This window comes from Ectobacillus soli, assembly GCF_042610425.1.
Lineage (GTDB): Bacteria > Bacillota > Bacilli > Bacillales > Bacillaceae_G > Ectobacillus.
Window position 1 is genome coordinate 1,907,369 of the sequence record NZ_JBGJZM010000001.1, and the last position, 22,403, is coordinate 1,929,771.

At 38.9% G+C, this 22,403-nt stretch carries 22 protein-coding genes and 1 riboswitch; of the genes, 7 read left to right on the forward strand and 15 right to left on the reverse strand.

From position 1 onward, the window contains the following. Positions 1-7: 7 nt before the first annotated feature. From ureC to ACAN53_RS09780, 4 genes are all read right to left on the reverse strand, one after another. Entirely contained in the window at positions 8-1,717 is a 1,710-nt protein-coding gene (gene ureC, locus ACAN53_RS09765) for an urease subunit alpha (protein ID WP_379969426.1), read from the reverse strand. Beyond that, positions 1,714-2,037 carry an urease subunit beta gene (locus ACAN53_RS09770; protein ID WP_379969428.1) on the reverse strand — a complete coding sequence of 108 codons (324 nt, stop codon included), beginning with the start codon at positions 2,035-2,037 and terminating at the stop codon, positions 1,714-1,716. The genes ureC and ACAN53_RS09770 overlap by 4 nt, the downstream gene beginning before the upstream one ends. A gap of 12 nt (positions 2,038-2,049) precedes the next feature. Further along, entirely contained in the window at positions 2,050-2,352 is a 303-nt protein-coding gene (locus tag ACAN53_RS09775) for an urease subunit gamma (RefSeq protein ID WP_379969430.1), read from the reverse strand. A gap of 340 nt (positions 2,353-2,692) precedes the next feature. Further along, positions 2,693-3,583 (reverse strand): DMT family transporter, encoded by an 891-nt coding sequence (locus tag ACAN53_RS09780; RefSeq protein WP_379969432.1) that lies wholly within the window; start codon positions 3,581-3,583, stop codon positions 2,693-2,695. A 128-nt stretch (positions 3,584-3,711) separates the two neighbouring features. Here ACAN53_RS09780 and ACAN53_RS09785 point away from each other — a divergent pair, with 128 nt between their 5' ends. From ACAN53_RS09785 to ACAN53_RS09795, 3 genes are all read left to right on the forward strand, one after another. Next, positions 3,712-4,404: a response regulator transcription factor gene (locus tag ACAN53_RS09785; protein WP_379969434.1), complete on the forward strand. Its 693-nt coding sequence runs from the start codon at positions 3,712-3,714 to the stop codon at positions 4,402-4,404. Continuing rightward, positions 4,391-5,767, forward strand: coding sequence for a sensor histidine kinase (locus ACAN53_RS09790; RefSeq protein WP_379969436.1), 1,377 nt, complete (start codon positions 4,391-4,393; stop codon positions 5,765-5,767). The genes ACAN53_RS09785 and ACAN53_RS09790 overlap by 14 nt, the downstream gene beginning before the upstream one ends. A gap of 74 nt (positions 5,768-5,841) precedes the next feature. After that, positions 5,842-6,516 (forward strand): DUF2202 domain-containing protein, encoded by a 675-nt coding sequence (locus ACAN53_RS09795; protein WP_379969438.1) that lies wholly within the window; start codon positions 5,842-5,844, stop codon positions 6,514-6,516. 103 nt (positions 6,517-6,619) lie between these two features. Here ACAN53_RS09795 and ACAN53_RS09800 read toward each other — a convergent pair whose 3' ends face one another. Together ACAN53_RS09800 and ACAN53_RS09805 are read right to left on the reverse strand one after the other, a co-directional pair. After that, the gene (locus tag ACAN53_RS09800) at positions 6,620-7,429 is read right to left on the reverse strand and encodes an undecaprenyl-diphosphate phosphatase (RefSeq protein WP_379969440.1); all 810 of its coding nucleotides are present in this window, start codon (positions 7,427-7,429) and stop codon (positions 6,620-6,622) included. Between the two features lie 149 nt (positions 7,430-7,578). Further along, a complete protein-coding gene (locus tag ACAN53_RS09805) occupies positions 7,579-8,457 on the reverse strand; it encodes a LysR family transcriptional regulator (protein ID WP_379969442.1) in 879 nt (292 codons plus the stop codon). Positions 8,458-8,588: 131 nt separating this feature from the next. Between ACAN53_RS09805 and ACAN53_RS09810 the strand changes: the two genes are divergently transcribed. Both ACAN53_RS09810 and ACAN53_RS09815 read left to right on the forward strand, forming a co-directional pair. Then, the gene (locus ACAN53_RS09810; protein ID WP_379969444.1) at positions 8,589-8,948 is read left to right on the forward strand and encodes a CidA/LrgA family protein; all 360 of its coding nucleotides are present in this window, start codon (positions 8,589-8,591) and stop codon (positions 8,946-8,948) included. Next, positions 8,948-9,625, forward strand: a complete 678-nt coding sequence (locus ACAN53_RS09815) for an LrgB family protein (protein WP_379970302.1) — start codon at positions 8,948-8,950, stop codon at positions 9,623-9,625. The genes ACAN53_RS09810 and ACAN53_RS09815 overlap by 1 nt, the downstream gene beginning before the upstream one ends. A gap of 11 nt (positions 9,626-9,636) precedes the next feature. On the opposite strand, the gene ACAN53_RS09820 is transcribed toward ACAN53_RS09815, so the two are convergent. The 6 genes from ACAN53_RS09820 to ACAN53_RS09845 form a co-directional block, all read right to left on the reverse strand. Next, positions 9,637-9,945 (reverse strand): MazG nucleotide pyrophosphohydrolase domain-containing protein, encoded by a 309-nt coding sequence (locus ACAN53_RS09820; protein WP_379969446.1) that lies wholly within the window; start codon positions 9,943-9,945, stop codon positions 9,637-9,639. A 519-nt stretch (positions 9,946-10,464) separates the two neighbouring features. Continuing rightward, positions 10,465-11,184: an ABC transporter ATP-binding protein gene (locus tag ACAN53_RS09825; protein ID WP_379969448.1), complete on the reverse strand. Its 720-nt coding sequence runs from the start codon at positions 11,182-11,184 to the stop codon at positions 10,465-10,467. A gap of 24 nt (positions 11,185-11,208) precedes the next feature. Next, on the reverse strand, positions 11,209-12,024 hold the full coding sequence (locus tag ACAN53_RS09830) for an ABC transporter permease (protein WP_379969450.1): 816 nt from the start codon (positions 12,022-12,024) through the stop codon (positions 11,209-11,211). Between the two features lie 15 nt (positions 12,025-12,039). Next, positions 12,040-13,011, reverse strand: a complete 972-nt coding sequence (locus tag ACAN53_RS09835; protein ID WP_379969452.1) for an aliphatic sulfonate ABC transporter substrate-binding protein — start codon at positions 13,009-13,011, stop codon at positions 12,040-12,042. An 89-nt stretch (positions 13,012-13,100) separates the two neighbouring features. Continuing rightward, a riboswitch (SAM riboswitch) is annotated at positions 13,101-13,212 on the reverse strand. A gap of 81 nt (positions 13,213-13,293) precedes the next feature. Further along, entirely contained in the window at positions 13,294-13,479 is a 186-nt protein-coding gene (locus tag ACAN53_RS09840; RefSeq protein ID WP_379969454.1) for a hypothetical protein, read from the reverse strand. A gap of 32 nt (positions 13,480-13,511) precedes the next feature. Beyond that, entirely contained in the window at positions 13,512-14,585 is a 1,074-nt protein-coding gene (locus ACAN53_RS09845) for a response regulator aspartate phosphatase (protein WP_379969456.1), read from the reverse strand. Positions 14,586-14,841: 256 nt separating this feature from the next. Between ACAN53_RS09845 and ACAN53_RS09850 the strand changes: the two genes are divergently transcribed. After that, positions 14,842-15,663, forward strand: a complete 822-nt coding sequence (locus ACAN53_RS09850) for a hypothetical protein (RefSeq protein WP_379969458.1) — start codon at positions 14,842-14,844, stop codon at positions 15,661-15,663. Positions 15,664-15,701: 38 nt separating this feature from the next. Here ACAN53_RS09850 and ACAN53_RS09855 read toward each other — a convergent pair whose 3' ends face one another. After that, positions 15,702-15,995: a hypothetical protein gene (locus ACAN53_RS09855; protein ID WP_379969460.1), complete on the reverse strand. Its 294-nt coding sequence runs from the start codon at positions 15,993-15,995 to the stop codon at positions 15,702-15,704. Between the two features lie 340 nt (positions 15,996-16,335). On the opposite strand from ACAN53_RS09855, the gene ACAN53_RS09860 reads away from it, so the two are divergent. After that, positions 16,336-17,625 (forward strand): prepilin-type N-terminal cleavage/methylation domain-containing protein, encoded by a 1,290-nt coding sequence (locus ACAN53_RS09860; protein WP_379969462.1) that lies wholly within the window; start codon positions 16,336-16,338, stop codon positions 17,623-17,625. 56 nt (positions 17,626-17,681) lie between these two features. Here the strand turns inward: ACAN53_RS09860 and ACAN53_RS09865 are convergent, their stop codons facing one another. Beyond that, the gene (locus tag ACAN53_RS09865) at positions 17,682-18,098 is read right to left on the reverse strand and encodes an RDD family protein (RefSeq protein ID WP_379969464.1); all 417 of its coding nucleotides are present in this window, start codon (positions 18,096-18,098) and stop codon (positions 17,682-17,684) included. 184 nt (positions 18,099-18,282) lie between these two features. After that, positions 18,283-21,678 carry a right-handed parallel beta-helix repeat-containing protein gene (locus ACAN53_RS09870; RefSeq protein ID WP_379969466.1) on the reverse strand — a complete coding sequence of 1,132 codons (3,396 nt, stop codon included), beginning with the start codon at positions 21,676-21,678 and terminating at the stop codon, positions 18,283-18,285. Between the last annotated feature and the right edge of the window lie 725 nt (positions 21,679-22,403).

A 22,403-nucleotide genomic window follows, 5' to 3' on the forward strand; every position in this document is an offset into this window, starting at 1 on the left:
TCTCACCTCAAAATAAGAAATAGCGCTGCGCCATCGGCAGTACGCTGGCAGGCTCACAAGTCATAAGCTCTCCGTTTACTTTTACTTCATATGTTTGCGGATCTACCTCAATTTCAGGTGTTTCGCCGTTATACTTCATATCTTTCTTTTGCAGCGAACGTACGTTACTAACGACACCAATTTTTTTCTGCAAGCCAAGCTTTTCGTGGACACCGTTATCAAACGCAGCCTTCGACAAGAACGTAAGCGACGTTTTATACTTTGCCTTTCCAAAGCTTGCAAACATCGGCCGGTATAGCGCTGGCTGCGGCGTTGGGATGCTCGCATTTGGATCACCCATCACACTATGAGCAATCATCCCGCCCTTTAAAATAAGATCCGGCTTTACCCCGAAAAAGGCTGGGTCCCACACGACAAGATCGGCAAATTTTCCGACTTCCACCGAGCCGATATAGTTCGAAATGCCATGTGTAATCGCTGGGTTAATTGTATATTTTGCAATGTATCGTTTCACTCGAACGTTATCGCCTTGCGCCCCTTCCTCTGGCAAAGCACCGCGTTGCTTTTTCATTTTATCTGCCGTTTGCCACGTGCGAATAATGACTTCGCCGACACGCCCCATCGCCTGCGAGTCCGAGCTAATCATACTAAATACGCCTAAATCATGGAGAATATCCTCTGCCGCGATCGTTTCCTTTCGAATACGTGAATCTGCAAACGATATATCCTCCGGCACAGAAGGATCCAAATGATGACAGACCATTAGCATATCGAGATGTTCATCGAGTGTATTAACCGTATACGGACGTGTTGGATTCGTAGAGGACGGTAAAATATTTGGATAGCTTGCCGCTTTAATGATATCCGGTGCATGCCCGCCCCCGGCTCCTTCCGTATGATACGTATGAATGACGCGGCCATCGATAGCAGCTAGTGTATCCTCGACAAATCCGCCTTCATTTAGCGTATCGGTATGGACGGCGACCTGTACATCATACATATCTGCAACGCGCAGAGCATGATCGATGGCCGATGCCGTTGTGCCCCAGTCTTCATGCAATTTTAATCCGATTGCACCTGCCTCGACCTGCTCGGCAAGCGCATCAATGGAGGATGCATTTCCTTTCCCTAAAAAGCCAAGATTCATCGGGAATTCCTCTGCCGCCTCTAACATGCGGTGTATATTCCATTCACCCGGCGTACACGTCGTCGCATTCGTTCCCGTAGCAGGTCCCGTTCCGCCGCCGATCATCGTCGTCACACCGGAAGCGAGCGCTGTTTCAATTTGCTGCGGCGCGATAAAATGAATGTGGGAATCGATGCCACCAGCGGTTACAATCATTCCTTCTGCTGCAATAATTTCCGTAGCCGCCCCGATCGTCATCGTCACCCCGTCCATTAGTAACGGATTTCCCGCCTTACCAATCGCCGCTATGTTTCCGTCTTTTACACCAATATCTGCCTTATAAATACCGCTATAATCAACGATAATTGCATTCGTCAACACCAAATCCATCGATTCTTCGCGGGTAGCAAGCGGATGCTGGCCCATCCCGTCACGAATGACCTTACCGCCGCCAAACTTCACTTCATCACCGTAAATGGTATAGTCCTTCTCAATTTCAATAAACAACTCCGTATCAGCAAGGCGGACACAATCGCCTTTCGTCGGCCCAAACATATCAGCATATTGCCCCCGAGACATATGAAACGTCATTTTTCTGCCCCCTTATCAAGCGGACCATCCACTTTATTATGTAAACCATATACGCGGCGCTCGCCGGAAAACGGCACAAGCTGAATTTCCTTCGCATCACCTGGTTCAAAGCGCACAGCAGTACCAGCTGGAATGTCAAGATGCATCCCAAATGCAGCGCTGCGTGTAAATTCGAGCGCATCATTCACCTCAAAAAAATGAAAATGCGAACCTACCTGAACCGGACGATCTCCGCGGTTCAATACAGACAGCGTTATACTCGGTTTGTCTTCGTTACACACAATCGGCGTTTTTTGCAAGCGATATTCTCCTGGTATCATCGTACGCTCCTCCTATCTAATCGGATCGTGAACCGTTACAAGCTTTGTTCCATCCGGAAAGGTTGCCTCAACCTGGATATCTGGAATCATTTCCGGAATTCCTTCCATAACATCTTCTCTAGATAAAATCGTCGCACCAAATTGCATCAGCTCCGTCACACTTTTCCCGTCACGCGCTCCCTCGACAATTTCATATGTAATAAGTGCAATCGCCTCCGGATAATTAAGCTTCAGCCCACGCTGCATACGGCGCCGCGCCAAATCCGCAGCTACTACAACGAGTAATTTTTCCTGTTCCCGAGTTGTTAAACGCACGTCCATGCCCCCTTTTCGAATCCTATACATATTTCTTATTGCCTTCACACGGTTTTGTATTTAGGATGTTCCAAACTTTACATATTTTGAATAATTCTTGCAAATTAGTTTATATGTAATGTTTTCTTACATTATCTGTTACTTTTATTATAAGGGATTTTGTTTGATTTACAATGCTATTTTTTGAGAAGGGAAGGAGATTGGTTAGGGGCAAATTTGGAGTTTTCGTTCCAGCCGTGGCGATTTTTCCTCCGATACGAGCGCGATTTCTTATATTAAATAATCTCATAAAAAAAAAGCCAGCACGCCGCTACGGCATACTAGCTTTCTCCTCTCTCCCTTACGCAGCTTTTTTCACGACAGCTGCGTTCTTTTTACTCGTCATATATACCCCGCCGAATACGAGCAGACCCCCAATGATTTGGATCATCGTAATCGGTTGTCCTAAAAATGTACTTATAATTGCAGTAAAAACCGTGATTAAATTTAAATAGATTCCCGCACGGCTTGCCCCGATTTGTCCAACCGCAATATTCCAGAAGACAAACGAACCGACTGACGGAAAAAGTCCAATGTACAAAATCCCAATCAGGGCTCGTTCACTATGCGGCACATGTACACCCGTTGCAAGTACGAACGGTAATATAAGAAGAAGACCGAGAAAGACAGAAACGGCTGTTGCCGAAATCGGCGGTACTCCTTTTAACTTTCTTCCTAACAGCGAGTACACCGTCCAAATTAAAATAACAAATAGCATAATCAAATCGCCGACATTATAATGAATTGTAAATATCTGCTGGAGCTGTCCTTTTGTTAAAATTAACAACACACCAAACAAGGAGAGAAAGAGACCGAAAATATTTTTCCCAGCTAGTTTTTCTCCTAAAAATAAAAAAGAAAACAAGACAATTAACGCCGGATTTAATGAATTAATAAGGGCTGCATTTAAAGAAGTCGTATACTGAAGCGCTATGTATAAGAAAAAATTATACCCGATAATACCGAGCGCCGCCATTGGTAATAGGAGCTTCCACTTCTTCCACACGCTCTTCCAGTCTGGATGTTCGATAAAATGAGCAATTGGAAATAATAAAACAACCGCAATCATCCAGCGAGAAAATGTAATTTGGAGCGGAGACAGTTCAGCTACTACATATTTTCCGAATACATAATTGCCGGCCCAAAGTAAATTTGCTAAAACGAGAAAGAGAACAACAACGGACTTTTTCATATAAAACCACCTTCTATATTACAATACACTTATCTTCCATAGTACTACCGTTTTAAGTAGAAAGAAATGACTACTTTTTTCTTTCGTATCATGATTTACTAGAAACAGAGAAGAAAGGGGTGAAAGCAATGACAACGATTTGCATAATAGAAGATGATTCTTCTTTACGAGAATTATTAACGATGATGCTAAATAAAGAAGGATATGAAGTTGTATCATTTCCAGATGGATCACAGGTTGTAGAATATTGCTTAAGTATTGTGCCGGATCTTGTTATTTTAGATTGGATGTTACCAGTAAAAGATGGTATGACCATTTTAAAAGAGATTCGAAAAACATCCGATATGCCAGTGCTCGTTTTAACTGCAAAAGATACAGAACAAGATCAGTTAACCGGGTTTTTATACGGTGCAGATGACTATGTGACGAAACCATTTAGCTCACAAACCCTTTTGGCAAGAGTACGTGCCATTCTACGAAGAACTAGTCATCAAAAGATAAAGGACACAGAAGAAGAAACCATCATCCAAGGTGCACATTTTTTTATTCAAGTAGATGCCCATACAGTTTTTATTTATAACGAGGCTGTTAAAGATTTAACACCAAAGGAATTTGAACTCCTCGTTTTCTTTGCAAAGCGGCCCAATCATGTATTTTCAAGAGAGCAGCTGCTCGAACAAATATGGGGATACGATTTCTACGGGGATGTAAGAACGGTTGATGCGCACATCAAACGATTACGTAGAAAAATGGGGAATGTTGCGAGCAATTGGATTCAAACAGTATGGGGAGTGGGGTATAAATTTGATGAAACCACATAAAAGAACGATTCGTTTTTTTCATAAATTACTGGCCAATCACTTGCTCGTACTACTCCTTTGTTTTCTATCGCTCTTTCTGGCAACGAAGTGGTTTATTCCTTCTTTCTTGTATGATTTAAAAAGCAAAGAACTTATTCGTGTAGGGACTTTTTTAGTTAAAAATCCAGCTTCTATTTCCGAACAGATGGCGCCGCCAAGTGATACATCCTATCATGTAAAACGGATTACTGAATCGACCGAATACCCCGGCGGGTTCCAATTAACAAAGGAAAATTGGGATTCACTTAATTCCAATACCGTTCTTACCTTTAAGCATATACGTTTGCATCAACAAGACTCTGTAACGATTGTCATTCTACCGATTAAGAACCACGAGGCATTGATGTTGGTTTCCCCGATTACCGATACAGAAGAGGCAATTAACAAGGTTGAATCGGTATTATGGATGATTGGCGGAATTGCATTACTCGTTTCCATTTTACTTAGTATTTTCTTATCTAAACACATCGAGCAACGCCTCATGCAAATGCAGCACTTAACAAGGCAAATAGCGAATGGGAATTATAGCAACCGTCTTCCTGTTCAAGGTCATGATGAGCTTGCGGATTTATCAATGGATTTAAATAAAATGGCGGCAACATTAGAAGAAACGGAGCGCGAAATCAAACGAATGATGAACGTGCAATCCCAGTTTCTAGCTGATGTGTCACATGAACTAAAAACACCCTTAACAACAATGCGGGGCTTCTTAGAGATTCTTCGGACAAAAGAATGTTCTGACGAAGAAGAACAGCGAACACTGTTCCTACTTGAACAAGAAACAATTCGTCTCATTCGCCTTGTCCTTAGTGTAATGGACTTAGAAAGATTGCGAAGCGGAGAAACGCACTTACATTTACATGTCCATGCTCTTAAACCTGTACTTTCCGCTGTTACCGAACAAATGTCGATCCTTGCCGAAGAAAAAGAACTCGAACTCATATTAGTTCCATTTGACGATGTAGCTCTTGAAATGGAAGAAGATCGGTTTCGTCAAATTTTTATCAATCTAATCCGAAATGCAATCCAGTTTACAAACGAAGGAACCATTACCATACAGATTACCCAGCATACAAAGGATGTAGCAATATCGGTACAAGATACGGGCATTGGATTTGATGTAGATCAGCAACAAGATATTTTTGAACGTTTTTATAAAATTGAGCCTTCTAGACAAAAAACAGAAGGAGAAATGGGTCTGGGTCTAGCACTTGTAAAACAACTTGTACTCGCACATCATGGTCATATTGAAGTCACAAGCGAAGTCGGAAAAGGGTCTACTTTCACCGTCATTCTTCCTCTTTCTACAACTCAAATAGGCTAATTTCTTTCTTACCTTCGTCATAGTTTCGTCATACTTCCTTGTTATTCTATACACAAGGAAGGAGATGAAAGACGATGAAAACAAAGAAAATCATCGGAATGAGTATTATTACACTTAGTCTACTGGCAGGAGGCGTTTATGGAAGCACCCAAATGAATAAAACAGAGGCTGCAGAAGCAACTGCTCTAGTTGGAAGTAAAGCGGCATTGGAAGATTCCTCTATCACTGTCAACGAGGCCTTACAATATGCAATGCAAGATGAAAAATTAGCTGCAACTGAATACGAAGCCATTATAGCGAAATATGGTTCCCAAACAATCTATGAAAATATTCACAAGGCAGAGCTCCATCATATCGACTTACTTAAACCACTTTTGGAAAAATACGGGGTTACATTAGAGGACAGTGATTACAGTAAACTGATTACCCTACCAGATCAATTACAAGATTCTTATGCAGTAAATGTACAAGCTGAAAAAGACAATATTGCGATGTACAATAAATTTATTAATGATCCCTCTATTCCTAGTGATGTAAAAGATGTATTCCAGAAGCTATCCTTTGCATCTTCTCACCACCAACAAGCATTTGAAAATGCCGTAGCTGGAAAAACAATGACTCCTGGTGTAAATGGAAAGCAGCATCAAATGAATGGAACTTGTAACGCAGAACAAGGTATGGGTAACGGAAATGGTGCAGGACAAGGTAAAGGAATGGGTCTCGGTAATGGATACCGTAATCAACAATAGAAACTTGCAACAGCCCAATCGAAGGAAACTCCCCTACGAATGGGCTGTTGTATGTAACAAAAAAAGAACTGTAGAAACAGTTCTTTTTAAAGTTGAACGTATATTAGAATAATTGGCTCACCAATACAATAATACCTACTCCCCAACAATAATAGGCGAACGGACGCATTGCGTTGATCTCTTTCGTTTTAAACCAGTTCATTAAAATCCAAACGCTGATAAAAGCAAAAATACCAGATGCTAAACCACCTAGGAGAGACATTTGCATCAAATTTCCTGCGTGGGATTTTAGAAGTTTTGGAACTTCAACAATGACTGCCCCTAAAATAATCGGAGTTGCCAAAATCATCGAAAAGCGGGCCGATGCTTCTTGCTTTAATCCCATCCAAAATCCAGCGGTCATACTAGAACCAGAACGAGAAAATCCTGGAATAAGAGCCAAGGATTGAAATAGACCAATAATTAGAGCCTGTTTCCCATTTAAATCCTCAATTTCTTTGTTACCCTTAAAACGTGCTCTTTCTCCAAAGAATAGGAAGAAACCGTTAATAATTAAAAAGATAGAAGCGCTCGTTACATTGCTGAAGATATTGCGGAGTGGCTTCTCTAGAACAATACCAATTGCCGCTGCTGGCAACGTTGCAACAATAACTAAGAGTAATAATTTTTTGCTACCAGTGAAAATAGATTTTATTATTTCAAACCAGTCTTTCCAAAAGTAAATAAATAATGCAACAGCTGTACCAAGATGAAGCATTACAACATAGGGAAGAAAATTTTCCTTCAAAAATTGCGGATCTAAATTCCAATGAAATACATACGGTGTTAATACCCCATGAGCTACACTACTAATCGGAAATAATTCTGATATTCCTTGAATAATAGCGAAAACCAATGTTTGTAAGATTGTCATGTACTTGTCCAGCCCTTCATTATTCACAATATATTATTAAATGCAAAAGACGTTTTTAGTATAGCATAATATTTATTGTTGTATTTGCATAAATATTACCTTACGTTTTTTGGTTTTTAACAATTATGAAGATATGAAAACTAAGCCATCTACTTCATCAATCGTAGTACCTCTATAAAATTTTCCGTTTCCTTTGACATTCTTTCCTTTTCATAGGAAATCGCCATTTTGACGGTTTGTGTCAAATCTTCAATTTTCCGATACACAACTTCCTTTAATGTGAAATTTTGCAGGGAAGCAGGAACGATAGCAAGACCGACACCTGCAGCCACTAACCCAATCACGGTATGGTATTCCGTCGTCTCTTGTTTAATACTTGGATTAAATCCAACATGGTGACACATCGATACAATTTCATCATAGAATTCTGGCCAAATTGGACGAGAAAGAAGAATAAAGGAATCATTTCGTAGTTGTGACAGGGTAATTCGTTTCTCTTGAGCAAGTGGATGATGAATCGATAAGGCAAGTATGCAGGGTGCCTCGTGGATTACCTCTGTTGTTAAAATATCGCTCTCAATAGGCGGCCGTAGAAATCCAATGTCTAATTTACGATTGTGTAGTTCCTCGATTTGCTCAGGTGTTGAAAGTTCTCTCAGCTTGATTTCAACATTCGGATATTGATTGCGATATGTTCGAATAAGAGGCGGGAGAAAGTCATACGTAGCAGCACCCACAAATCCAATGGTAATCGTACCAATTTCGCCTCGTGCAGCCCGTTTTGTTAATGAAATCGCAGCATCTAATTGTTCGAATACCCCTTTTACTCCCTCTAAAAACACCTTACCTGCATCAGTAAGTTCTACAACCCGTTTTGTCCGCCGAAATAATACTTCCCCTAATTCCTCCTCAAGTTGCTGAATTTGTTGGCTGAGAGGAGGTTGCGTCATCTGCAGCCGTTTCGCCGCTCTTCCAAAATGAAGCTCCTCTGCTACCGCTATAAAATAATGCAATTGACGTAACTCCATTTATTTCCACCTTCTATTAATATGTTTTCCATATTAATCTTACCTAATATATATATTAGACACAATATAAAATCCACATTACAGTATATGTATAGTATTTTTCTTATTAAAAGATAAAGGAAGAGATCCCCTTGAGATTATTCACAATTGGCTTACAAATTCTTTTTCTATACGTATTCGTATTTATAGGTAACACCATCGTTGCCTTTACTCACTTGCCTATTCCGGGAAGTATAATCGGTATGCTTCTATTATTCATCTGCTTTCGTTTTAAAATGATTCCGATACAATGGGTAGCATCTGGTTCAAACTTATTGATTAAAGAACTACTCTTATTCTTTATTCCATCAGCTGTAGCAATCATACGTTATCGTGACATTCTTATGACAAATGGAATGGGAATTTCGGCTATCCTCATACTGAGTACACTAATGGTTATTGTATTTACTGGTATCTTTGCAGAAAAAATGGGGGGACGAAAAGAAGCATGATGATTCAAATATTCTTTCTAGGATTAACTGTATTTACATATCTATTTTCGAAAAAAGTATATCAAACCTATAAATGGACGCTATTAACACCGATGTTAATCACGCCAATTCTATTGATTGCTGTGTTACTACTATTTCATATTCCCTATGATCATTACGCACAAGGAGCGACGTGGTTATCAAAATTACTAGAACCAGCTGTCGTAGCATTTGCGTACCCGTTGTATCTATACCGGAACACATTAAAAAAATATGCAGTTCCGATCGTGCTAAATGTATTGGCAGGCTCGGTTATTTCGATTATTGTTTCAATGCTCTTAGCAAAAGTATTTCATTTAAATTTAGCCATGTCCGATAGCATCGTACCGCATATCGTAACGACACCGATCGCCATGCAAATTAGTTCGATGGCTGGAGGAACAAAGGACTTAACTGCTCTCTTTGTCGTGTTAACCGCCATCATCGGAATTATTTCAGGTCCATCCATCATACGAATTCTTCGCATCCGAACAGCGGTAGCGAAAGGCATTGTAATGGGTACAAGTGCCAATGGAACAGGAGCCTCCAGAGCATTTGAAATGGGACAACTAGAAGGAACAATTGCTACTATTTCCATGCTCTTAACCGCAACCTTTAACGTATTTCTCGTACCCCTACTCCTAGAGATCATGCCCTAATCTCTAGGTTTTTATTTTTTCTTTTTTTCCCGCTTGTATTGCTCCTTAAGCCGAAAGCATTCTTCCATATCAATATCATGCGCGTTCGCAATCGCTAATACATAATAGAGCACATCATACAATTCCTCTTCAATTGTGCCCTTAATCGTACCTGTTTCAGCCAATCGTCTATCTTTCCGAAGAACCTCCGAAAGCTCCCCTACTTCTTCGATTAACTTTTGAAAATAGATATTTTTTCGTTCTGGGTCTGCATCCTTCATTTTTATAAATTGCTGCAAATTATGTAGCGTAATATCTTGCCGAACAAATGTCTGTGCCATCTTTATTCTCCTTCAAGTGTTTTACTATCCTTAAGTAGGGTACATGGTTTTGGAGAAAATGAAAAGTGAAAAGTTGTAACAAAGACCCAAATTTAATGCCAGGAGGAAGTTTACCTGTGTTTAGACACTGATGGAGCTTGTTCGTTCATGATTGGGTGTTTCTGGTATTTTAGGAAATGGGTAGGATTCTTTTATTCCCGCTCAAGCCGGTTTTTCTGAGAGGCGGGCACGATTTCAGGACTTTTGTTACCGCTGTAGTCGATATTTCTGATGTACAGGCACAATTGACTCTCTTTTGTTACGGTCAACTCTCTTTTCTTTCGCTTTCGGGCTCAATCTTCCTCTTTTGTTACCGCCAGCTCTCTTTTTCCTCGCTTCTAGGCACGATTCCTCCCCTTTCAATATCGTTTTTTACTTTTCCCCATTTGCGGGCACGCAAATACGTTCCTCTTCCCCATTTTCTGCATGATCAAAACAGGTTTTTCAGCCAACAAAAAACTTCCACAAAAAACGTGGAAGTTATACAAGAGCATTTTCTTCAAAATGAAGCAATTGTAAAATATAATGCTTTAGATCGAGGTTTGCATCGCGCGTTCGCTTTTCCTTTACTTCTACAATGTCAACAAGTTCGCCCGGCTGTCCGCGAAGAATAACAATTTTATCACATAGATAGAGGGCTTCCTCGATATCATGTGTTACAAGAAGAATTGTCGCTTGGTCTGTTTCCCATATGTGACGGACTAGATTTTGCAATTGCATTTTCGTAAAAGCATCGAGTGCGCTGAACGGTTCGTCAAGAAGTAACAATTCAGGGCGAACAGAAAGGGCGCGGGCTATAGCAGTACGCTGCGCCATTCCTCCTGAAAGCTCTTTTGGATAGTGATTTTCAAATCCTTTTAGGCCAACGCGTTCCAATAATGCTAACGCCTCTTCCTTCTTGTTAGCCGACTTACTTGCAAAGGCCACGTTATCCAGGACCGATAACCAAGGCATGAGGCGAGGTTCTTGAAAGATAAAACTAAGATTGGTTTTTGTTTTTTCTATCGGTTTTCCGTTCCATAGAATATGACCGGACGTTAGCGGATCAAGACCTCCTATCGCTCGAAGAATCGTACTCTTTCCGCAGCCGCTCGTTCCAAGAAGACCGATTACCTCTCCTTTTCCTGCAAGAAACGAAACAGGCTGGAAGGCATGATTTCCGTTATCAAATTGTTTTTGTGCTTGTTGTATCGATAGCATAACATTACCTCCTATTTCTCATTTCTATTTGGCTATTCGATCTTGGTAAAAGAGTACTTTGGCCTCTAATGCTTTCAGCAAGGAATCCGATAGCTTCCCAAGAATGGCAAAAAGAACAATGCTCGATAAAATAATCTCGGGTGCATACGTATTTTGTCCGTTCACAAGAAGAAATCCTAATCCTTGGCTTGCTCCCATCAGTTCTGCTGCTACGACGAACATCCAGCCAAGTCCGAGTCCGCTACGAAGTCCAGTTAAATAACTTGGCATTGCTGCTGGTAAAATGATGCGATAGATTAGTTCAAACGTAGAAAAATGATATAGCTTCCCTACTTCTACTAGCTTTCGGTCCACATTTTGAATTCCACTTACGATATTTAAATACACGGGGAAGAATACCCCAACAGCAATTAAAACAACCTTTGACTCTTCGCTAATTCCCATCCAAAGGATAAATAGCGGTACCCATGCAAGGGAGGGAATCGAACGAAATGCTTGAATAATCGGGTCTAGGAGTGCCTCAACGGTGCGATTTAATCCTACTAAAGAGCCGAGAACTGTAGCAATGACAATACCAATCGCAAAGCCAGCGGCAATCCGCACTAACGTAAAGCCAATATGCCCCCATAGCGTGCCATCCTGTGCCATCGATCCAATTGTTGCTAGAATAGTAGATGGAGAAGGTAAGAGATGTGCAGAAATGATACCAAACCGACTTGCCCACTCCCAAATAACTAATAATAAAACAGGAAAAATCGTGCCAAGCAACCATTTGGAGCTATTGCCGGACGTCTTCGCCTTCTTTGCGGGAAGTGAAACGACAATTGTTTTTTCACTCATTTGTAATCCTCCTTTTTATTTCACTACTTCCTTCGCGAAAGAAGGCTGAATTAACTCATCAATTGTTTTTTTCGTATCCGTATTTGGCGGAATAATTTTTTCTTTAAGAAGAACAGTAGATGCTCCCTTTAAGGAATCCTTCACTGCATCATTCGGAATAGCATTTGAGAAATCACTGCGTTTTAATTCTAGTTTTGCAATTTCCGGGTCGAGCTTCGCTTCTTTTGCAAGAATTTGTGCTGTTTCTTCCGGATGCGCAAGTGCCCATTTTCTTGCATCTTCATAGGCTTCGAGTACAACTTTGACATAGGCTGGATATTGCTTTGCAAATTCACTTCGTACGTGAAGGAGACTGTACGTATTCCAATCAACTTGTCGTTTAAAGAGTGTTGCTTTTGATTCGAGTTCTACTTTGGCCATATGCGGATCCAAGCCGGCCCACGCATCAATTTGCTTAGTTTGAAGAGCAAGTGCACCGTCCGTATGCTGCAAGTTAATTAACTGAACATCCTTCGAAGACAAACCTGCTTCATCTAGTGCGCGCAGTAAGAAAATATGTGGATCTGTTCCGAATGTAGCGGCAACCTTCTTGCCCTTTAAATCTGCAACTGATTTTACGGATGAATCAGGTAGCGTAACGAGTGCGGTCCATTCTGGCTTCGACGCAACATAAACACTCTCAATCGGTGCTCCCTTTGCCTTCGCAATTAGTGCTGCACCTCCTGCAGCAGAACCAAAGTCCACACTGTTACTATTCAAAAATTCTAATGCCTTATTACTTCCTTGACTTAATACATATTTAACTGGAACTCCGTCTTTCGCTAATCGTTTTTCTAAGAAGCCTTGATCTTTAAGCACGAGACTTAGCGGAGAATAATACGCATAATCGATTCGAATTTCCTTTGGCTTTGCGGTAGCTGCGTTTGATTGGCAGCCCGTGATCAGTAGTGTGAATACAAGTAGAACAACTGCAATGATTTTCTTCATGTAACTTCCCCCTTGTTTTTGTCCCCATTTCCAAATAAAAAAGTCGACCTCATCTAGATAAGAGGTCGACTTTACATACCAGATCGTCCCTCTCATCTTTCAGAATAAGTATTCTGCTGGAATTAGCACCGTTTGAAGCTTTCGCATTCAATGGTTGCCGAGACATCTTAGGGCCAGTCCCTCCGTCTCTCTGGATAAGAGTGTTATATTTAATTATTATTAAACTTATAGGTTTTATTATATTTATAGTTCACAGAAATGTCAAAATATTTTTTTGCTTATTTAAATTAACTGAATAATGAAGATAAAAAGCACTAACAAAAAAGAGAGATTCACTCTCTCTTTTCCCTTCTCATGGTACCACGTTTCACCATGATCCTTTACCTGCATATGAAGCGCCGCTTTTATCGTTTGATTTGGAGATGTATCAGTGAGTCTGTTACCACCTGTTACGAGAAAAACGACCAATAGGCTGACACCTACTACCTATATCAAATTTTTTAAAGCAAAGCCTCTTTCTCATACGATTTTTTCTTTGCCTCATGACTTGTTAAGAAGTATGCACTTGCTTGTTCAAAAAAGCTGTGACGATGTAACGCTACGGCTACCATATCGCAATATTCTTCCACATACTTCCAAAGCCCTTCTTTTTTAAAGTAAAGGATAGCCTTACGTACCGCTTGCTCTAGTCTTTCGACTGGATATACGGTTACGACTGCTTTAAGAACGGAAAAATGATGCTTATATTCTTCATCACAAGATTTCATTCCTTCTGAAATTAAATCTTGTGCTTTACGATCCATGCCAAGCTTATTGTATTCTCTCGCAAGGAGAAACATTGTTTTCGGATTATCTTTTACTGCCTCTAGCAAATACGGGATAGCCAAATTAGATAGGCCTTGTTCAGCATATAAGAATCCTAGATTGTGACTTACTTTTAGAATGAGTTTCTTCTCATCTAACTTAAGTAATTGCTTTAACGAAGTAAGAAAATAAGTTTCTGCTTGGTCGAATTGCTTTAATAAAATGCAACTAAGACCCAGAACATTATCGCAAGAAGCTATATTTCGTTCATATCCGAAATTCTCTAAATAAAAGTAGCGTGCATTCGTGATATAACGAATCGAGTCTAGCGGTTGGTGTATATGATAATAAAACGTACCCACGCGGTAATAAAATTCTGCTTTTTCCGCTCCATCTGGAACGAAATCAAGTAAGACTTCCGCCTTTTGATAGTGAATACGTGCATCGCTATATTGACCGTTGTTCATCGCATAAATACCTTTAAACAAATGATAGTAATAAGTAAGGAAATCATCCATACTACTTTCATCTTTTTCAATATTTTGTACGGAGGAATCAGCATGTACCAAACTTTTTACGAGAATGCTATGACGGAAATCGAGAAGTGAATAATAGAGGAGTACGTTTTGATTTTCTTCCATATAAGAAAGCTTTATCTCAACTTCACGTTTATACTCCTCAGCCTTATTCACATGCTGCGAACGAATAGCTTGATACCATTCATTTAATAGATTTGTGATGTATGCGCTACTAATTACTTGAACTGACATCGCAATCTTCCTCCCTTATATTGTAAAGGTAGATTAATATTAGCAAATAAAAGATCATATGTATATTATTTTACTAAATATTTTTCTAAATAGTAACTTTTATTATTATAATAAAAGTTTTATACGTTATATTCTTTCATTTTGCATACTATTTAAGATTATTTTCAGGGATAGGATTCCTTTTCTTCCAACCTATTTCATGTTACGATAATAACAATTTTGTAGACCTGTGTTAGGTTAGATAAGGATGATTATAATGGGAACTTTTTTGATTACCCTACTCGTAACGAGTTTTATACAGCTTTGTTCCTGTGTTGGTGTAATTTTATTAATTGGGTTTGTGCTAGGTTTTTTTCAAGATTTGTCGCGCAGATATTGGACGTCTACATTTGGACGAACTGGCTTTCTACTTACTGCTTGGATTGGAACACCTATTCATGAACTTGGTCATGCAATGATGTGCCTTGTCTTTAGACATAAGATTGTAAGTGTACAGTGGTTTCCGACAAATACGCAAGGAGGACAGCTTGGCTTTGTCAGTCATACCTATAACCCGAACAGCTTATATCAAAGAATCGGGAACTTTTTCATTGGAGTTGCTCCTGTATTTAGCGGCATTGCGGCACTTGTCATTCTCATGTATTCCTTCGTTCCACAATCCTATCAATTGTTAATGAAGGATATATCAGCTATAAAAATGGATGGAAATTCCAGTGATGTTGCAAATCACATCTTTTCATCAGCTTTTGTATTATGGAAAAGTCTGTTTACAGTAACTAACTTCGCCCATCCTTCTTTTTTACTATTTCTATTTTTATCTGTTTGCATTTCTACTCATATCGCCCTAAGTCGTCCTGATATTGATGGTGCACTAAGTGGTGTAATCACGATTTTTATCGTCCTTCTTGTAATAAACGGAGCATCTAGCTTTCTTCATCTATCTAGCTATGGTCTCATGCAACTGCTTGGAACTTTCAATGCCTATGTACTTGTTTTTTCCAGTGTGGCGCTCATTTTTTCTTTTATGAGCTTACTAATAAGCTATATCATGTTCACGATAAAAAGGATTCTTCCATAAAAAGAGCGTTCTTAGTTAATGAGAACGCTCTTTGTTCATTATGAAATAAAAGTTAACCCGTACACCAATCCGTACCAAATGATTGGAAACAAACTCCATAATACAGTGTTACGGTAGTTTCCTTTCATATACTCTCTCCAAGCCATGAATGCGCTAACAATGATAAAAATCGGATAGCTTCCGATAACTAGCCATAGGGGCATTACCAATTCTGCAATGGCAAAAATAAATCCCATAACCCAAATGACTAGTGTACATGCTAGTAGTACCTCGCTTAGTATCAGCCATATAAATACCAGGCGCTTTCCATTTGACATTTCAACCTCTCCCATTCTACACCTCCTAGCTGTCATATTTTATTATTTATCTCAAATGACTCCTTGAGTAAATTTTTTTATATCGATATAACACTAGAATTTCTCTGCTATTTACATTGTATTTGTTTTATTTTATTATTTCCATTTAAATTTTGTAAAAATAAAATCAGTATACAATCCATTCCTTACTCTTGTACTTTTTTTCTCCATTCTTTACATACACCTTCACCCTGTAAATGGTACAATATTACTGGGAAATCTTACTTTTTGAACACTTTTGAATCTAATAATTGAATTCCCCCCAAATCGTACGTAATTATAATCTATTTATACTTAAAGTAAGGACGGTGAAGCGATGCACATATTGCGAAATGAACATGGTCTCACTTTAGTCGAATTGCTTGCTGTTGTTGTTATTTTAGGAATCGTTTCTGCCATTGCCGTTCCGTCCATTGGTTCCATTATTGAAAATTCAAAACGAGATGCACATATTGCCAATGCCCGACAAATGATTGAAGCGGCGCGGATTTATGCAACAAATGAAGGAGCGACAACTAATAGCGCTACCTTAGATGAATTAGCAACCAAAGGGTATATTGACTATCCAACAGATCCATTTTCCTCACAGCCCTATACAAAAAATAACGAAAACAAGGTAACATGGGACTCCCAAATACAAACCTTTTCAGTCACATTATATTGTAGTCAATCAAAATATAATATTATCGGAAAATCACTAGATGCCTTGCTAAACAGTACAAGTGCGTTTGATGGAACCTCATCTACTAATGGCACAACAACCGGTTCCACGGGTAGCACGACCATAGGAACGGTTGCCTTCCAGAATGCGAGTGATTTTACGACAAAGCTCGTGCTAAATCCAAATGACTATAATCCTGTAACGTTAAACGCAAACCAATGTACATATACGGGGAATGCACAGCTACAGCAAAGTAACTTTGCAGGAAATGTAAACTGGAGCCCATGTCCAGACACTCATTTTATTCAAGGGAGCACATATTTCAGCAATGGATTGAATCTGTACAATAATCTTTCTGTGACCGTTGATAAAGATATGTATGTGAACAATAGTGTTCAGTTTGCACCCGGAACAGCTACTGTAAGTGGAAATGCCCTTATTCAACAAAACTTAGTTCTTAATGGTGCTTCTAAGATGGATATTGGCCAAAATTTATATGTAAAAAGTAATACCAATCTTACAGATAATTCTTTACTTAATGTAAGTGGTAGCTTTCGAAGTGATAAGGGGCTGACAACATACGGAACTTCTGCAGTAACAATTGGGGGAAACGCTTTTATTACAAATAATACAACGATTTCTGGGACGATGAATGTAAAAGGAAATTTCCAAAGTGATAGCAGTCTCACGATTGACACAAATGGTGCGGTAACGATTGGGGGAAATATGGAAATCTCAAATTCACTTACACTAGGAAACAATTACCCTCTTACCATTAATGGAAATGCGGTGTTTACAACCCCCATTACAATTGCGAGCTGGGGGCATCAGCCAATCAATGTAAAAGGATCTGTTACAATTGGAAATCAAGTGTATACAAAAGATTTTGTCTACTATAATAGCGGAGATCCGTACAATGGAATTACATTTTTAATCGGGCATTAGGATAAGAGAGGAATAAAGACTATTCAAATTGAACAGCCTTTGTTCCTCTCTCCTTATTATTTCCGTATCGTCACATACGTTCCTGCCAGGTAATCATGAATAGCTCGTTTGTCCTTAAGAAAGGCAACCATAAATATACTTACTAAAATCGTTACACCAAATGTAAGTACACCTAGTCCCCATAGACCAATCCCTTCCCTAAGCAGCATCGTCATGTAATCGAGTCTTGTACCATTTCGTTTTACAATGCTAACATTTACTGCACGTTTGCCTATCGTGCATCCATTCCACAATACAGGAAGAATAGCTAAATAGAGAACGATTAGTAACTGATATCGCCAGTCATTAGGAATTTTTTGCAGAAGAGACATACCTGTTATCACACTAATAATGGCAGCAATGATACTCATTAGAATGAGATCTATAAATGTAGCAACTAGACGCGCAAGTAACGATGCAGATTGATAAATCATCGTAGTTTGCTCCCTTCCGTTTGCAAATAGACAGCTTCTATTCTTACTATACGCTGGAAGAAGGAGCAATAGACTCCAATTAAATAAGCACCTATCCGCAAAGTAGGCCACTGAAAAAGTACTACATTTCAGTGGCCTACTTTGTAAGTTAAGAAAGGAACGATATAGTAGAAATTGTTTCGGTTTATTTACGGTGTAGACGCTTTGCTTTTTGGTTTGAGCGTTGCATTTTTACTTTACTGTTCCAATATTGTGGTTTCAGAAGGGCAAATCCAGATTCGACTCGCTTGTTATCCGTAAATTCCATTTCTTTAGCAGTGTCGACCCAAAAGGCAGATAAGCCATTTTCCAGGCACTCATTGCTATTGACTGATCCAATAACGTAATCGGAGATACGGATGCCGTAGCGTTTGTTTTTGATAAATGTATTCTCTTCGATTTCAACACTAGCTTTATCCTTTAAGTAGACGCCATTGCTATTGTCACTTACTTCGTTTTGTACCATTTCGAGATGGGAAGATCCTTCGCATAATACACCCGCAAACCCGTGATTGGACATCTTATTATTCACAAGCCAAACTTCCCCGTTCATGCTTACCATAACGCCATTTTCTTCGTTCGCATCAAATTGATTTTTTTCAATCTTTCCAGTTGCCGCCCCGCCAATACTTATGCCATTTTTTCGGTTATGATGGAAGGCGTTATCCTTACATGAAGGAAGGCTAGTCCGGTCAAGAAGCATCACACCGTCCCCCTCATTTTCCTCAATTGTATTCTGAAGAAGAATGAGTTCACTATCATGACGGGCAAGAATACCATTTTCACTTCCTGTAATCGTATTTCCTGTTAGCTTGGATTTTGCATATTTTTCAAGAATGATAGAAACTTTATTAGTACGAAATGTATTATTTGACAGTACAGGCTTTGCTTCATCCGTTACAAAAACTGCACAAACCTTTGCACCCGTCATTTCATTATTTTCAATCATTACCTTCGATGCATTACTACAAATCATGCCATATGCAGCAAGATTGGAGAATTGATTATCGGATATAACTCCTTCTGCAGAATCTTTACATTCAATTGATGCGTGCTGACTTGTATCAAAGAAATTGCCAGTTACCGTCGTATAGGAAGAGGCAGCTAACACAATCGCTGTTTCATTGTTCTGAAATGAGGACGCGGAAACACGAAATCTTCCTCCGGATGACATCTCTATCAGCCCACCGTTAATCATACAATTATTTATACTTCCTTCTGTCATGCCCGATACTTTTATGATTGTTTGATTCGGTTCTGCAGCAAGTATGCTACAGTTTTCTACAATCAGTGAATAGCCGTCTATTGCAATGGCTACGTCTTCTGCATGATCAAATTCAATTGCTACATCTTCAAATTGGAAGGAATCGTGACTATTTGTATTGGAAAGCGGACTTTTTATGATAAGCTTTGTCTTTTCTTTTCCTTTTCCTACAAATGCTGCGGATTTCGAAAGCGATGCGGTATGTAGAATAAATTCACCTTCATCTAAGAAAAACGTAGTGCCTGATGTAGCATGATCGAGACGAATAGATAAATTTTCACCGTTAGCAACATTCATACGTTCTGTTGCTGTAATGAGTTTGGATCGATTGTCAATTCGGTGCTGTAACTCGGTAATAAGCGTAATTTCATTTTCTAACACCGAAAGCTCTTCATCAACTGTTTTCATCTCATCCTTCAAAAGTACCATAAGTTTCTCAATCCATTGGATAGAGCGATCGATTTCATTCTTTGCACTTTGGAAGACTCGTTTCGGATAATTATTGTATTTTTCTACCATGAATTCTTCATAATACATGTCAGAAAACTGAGTGATTTTTTCGTTTAAATCTTTTTCTGCAAAACGAACCGCAGCATCAATATCATATTTATATTTTGTTACATACTTTGTTTTATGAAAAACGAGAAGAACCTTGTCCTTATAAGGAGTTGTATAAGATTCAACGTTAATATGATTATCATACATTTTCATGTTGCGAACAATTGCTCGCTTTCCCGCTATTTCTATTTGATGTGGCAGAACTTGCAAAGGATTCGGAATGAAGTCAATCGACTTTGGATAGCGTAACCCATATTCGTAAATTACTTGATTTACACGTGCCATTTCCTTGCGCGCTACATCGTAAAGTAACTTAAAATAATTCTGCGAAGATTCTTGAAACTGCAAGCCGGTATTATAAAAGTCACTGACTTGTTCCGGAATATTTTCAGTATCCTTTTTAATCCATAGTGCAAGCAATTTACGTGCCTCATCAATCGCTTCTTCTTTTTCTTCGAAGCCTTCATTGGTTGTATGATACACATACGACGACATAGTAAATGTAAATGGACGCATTAGCTCGTCCTTTTTCAGAAGCGCGGCTGCTTGCTGTACATGCTCCTTTAGCTGCTCTGCTTTGCTATGATGCTCTGCTAACAATGAAATGAGCTGGTTCATATTCTCTTCTTTTTCCTGTTTTTCTTGCTTTTTTCGGTCTACATACCTGGAAAGCTTTTGTACATTTTTTTCGAAGCTATTACTCATTTGTCCAATGTAGCGCATGACGCTTTTTTGCAGGGCATATCTGACAGCCTCTTTTAAGTGTAAAAAGGCCGGTATTACGATTTCTTGTTCTATCATTGGAATACCACTTTGTTGAAAAAGAGATTGTAATAAAATCGTTTCATCCGTTGTATTGTTAAGTTCTTCCTCCCGTATATAAGAGGAAAGCTCCTGCCAGTAGAACTCGGAATGCTCCATACCCTTCTCTATCATCCGGGTATACAACGCCGTTTTCGCACTAACGGGAATACATTTTGGACTGCGTATACCAAATGATTGAAGTAATTGCATAATATCCTGTATAGATGCCTCTGGATCAATATGTGCAGTTGTTCGGTAATCCATTTTATTTACGATAAATATTGCTTCTTCCAGTAAATCCGGACGAATATCTGCTAATACACGCAAGGTTCTCTCATCATGAGGATTACTAGCATCAAAAATATAAAATAGTAAATCGGTTTCGAGCATGTCTTCCTTAAACCGTTTCAGTGCGTACTCTTCACTTGTATCCAAATCCACACTCGGTGTGTCAATAACAACAAAGTCAATCATTTCATGGGAATCCTGCTCTTGCAGCGCATGTAATTTATGATGAACTCGAAATTGAAATTTATCTTTTGTCAGCGTTCCATTTTTCATTTCCTGATGAAACGCATAGGATAATGGATTTCCTTTAATAGCGCGACTTTCACCATTGTCATATTCTATCATTACTTGATCATCGTGATCAGCAAATACAATTCGCGTGCTCGTACTAGAGGGAAGCCCAGTACCGTTCGGGATGAAATCTTCTCCTAGTAAAGCATTGATAAACGAAGATTTACCAGCTTGCTCTGTACCGGCTACCGAAATAACGAAATTAGGATGTTGCATTTTATCCTGCAAACGTTGGGAATGTAAAATATGATAGTCGGCAAGAGACGGAATGGAATTAGAATATTTTTCGATTTCCTTTTTAACACTTCGTAGGTGAGATTGAAATAATTCAAACACGATATTGTCCTCCTCCAAAAACCGTATTGCTGTCATATGTATAATAGATTTCATAGTATGATAGTTTCATTGTATAATACTAATAAAAAAATGAGTATAAATTCTATATGTTTTTGTGAAAAATTATATAAATATTAAAAAAATAGACACTATTAACATTAATTATATCGCTTTTTTCATATAAATAATGTAATTATATGAAAAAATATTATTAAAAACCTTTTTTATGCATAGGAAGAGACATATAGTAGAAAACCGTGTCATATTTTCTTACATTTTTTGAGGAAAAATCTAAACTTTCATTTACACTAGGGATATAAAGAAACGAAGATGGAGTGAGACAATGGATATTCTATTAACTATAGTATTTATTGGCATCCTAATCATTTTTGATTACCAATTTTATAGACCGCTCATGAGTAGATTAAAAGAACGTGAAAATAACGATTTCTAATAAAAAAGCTCTTTCTCCACAAAAATGAAAGAAAGAGCCCGTACATGTATAAGTTACGCTGCATTCGATAATGATTTGTCCTTACGAAAAACCCCCATAAGAGAGCCAATTTAATGAATGTTACGTTAAAGTTCACATGAATGAGAATGATACCTTTTTTCTGTGCCTAGTCCATGCTGGATCACGAGGCTTTAATCTGTCGTTTAGTTACCGCTTCGCTCGTATATCACGCTTGCCGGGCTCTAATCTGTTGCTTTAGTTACCGTTTCGC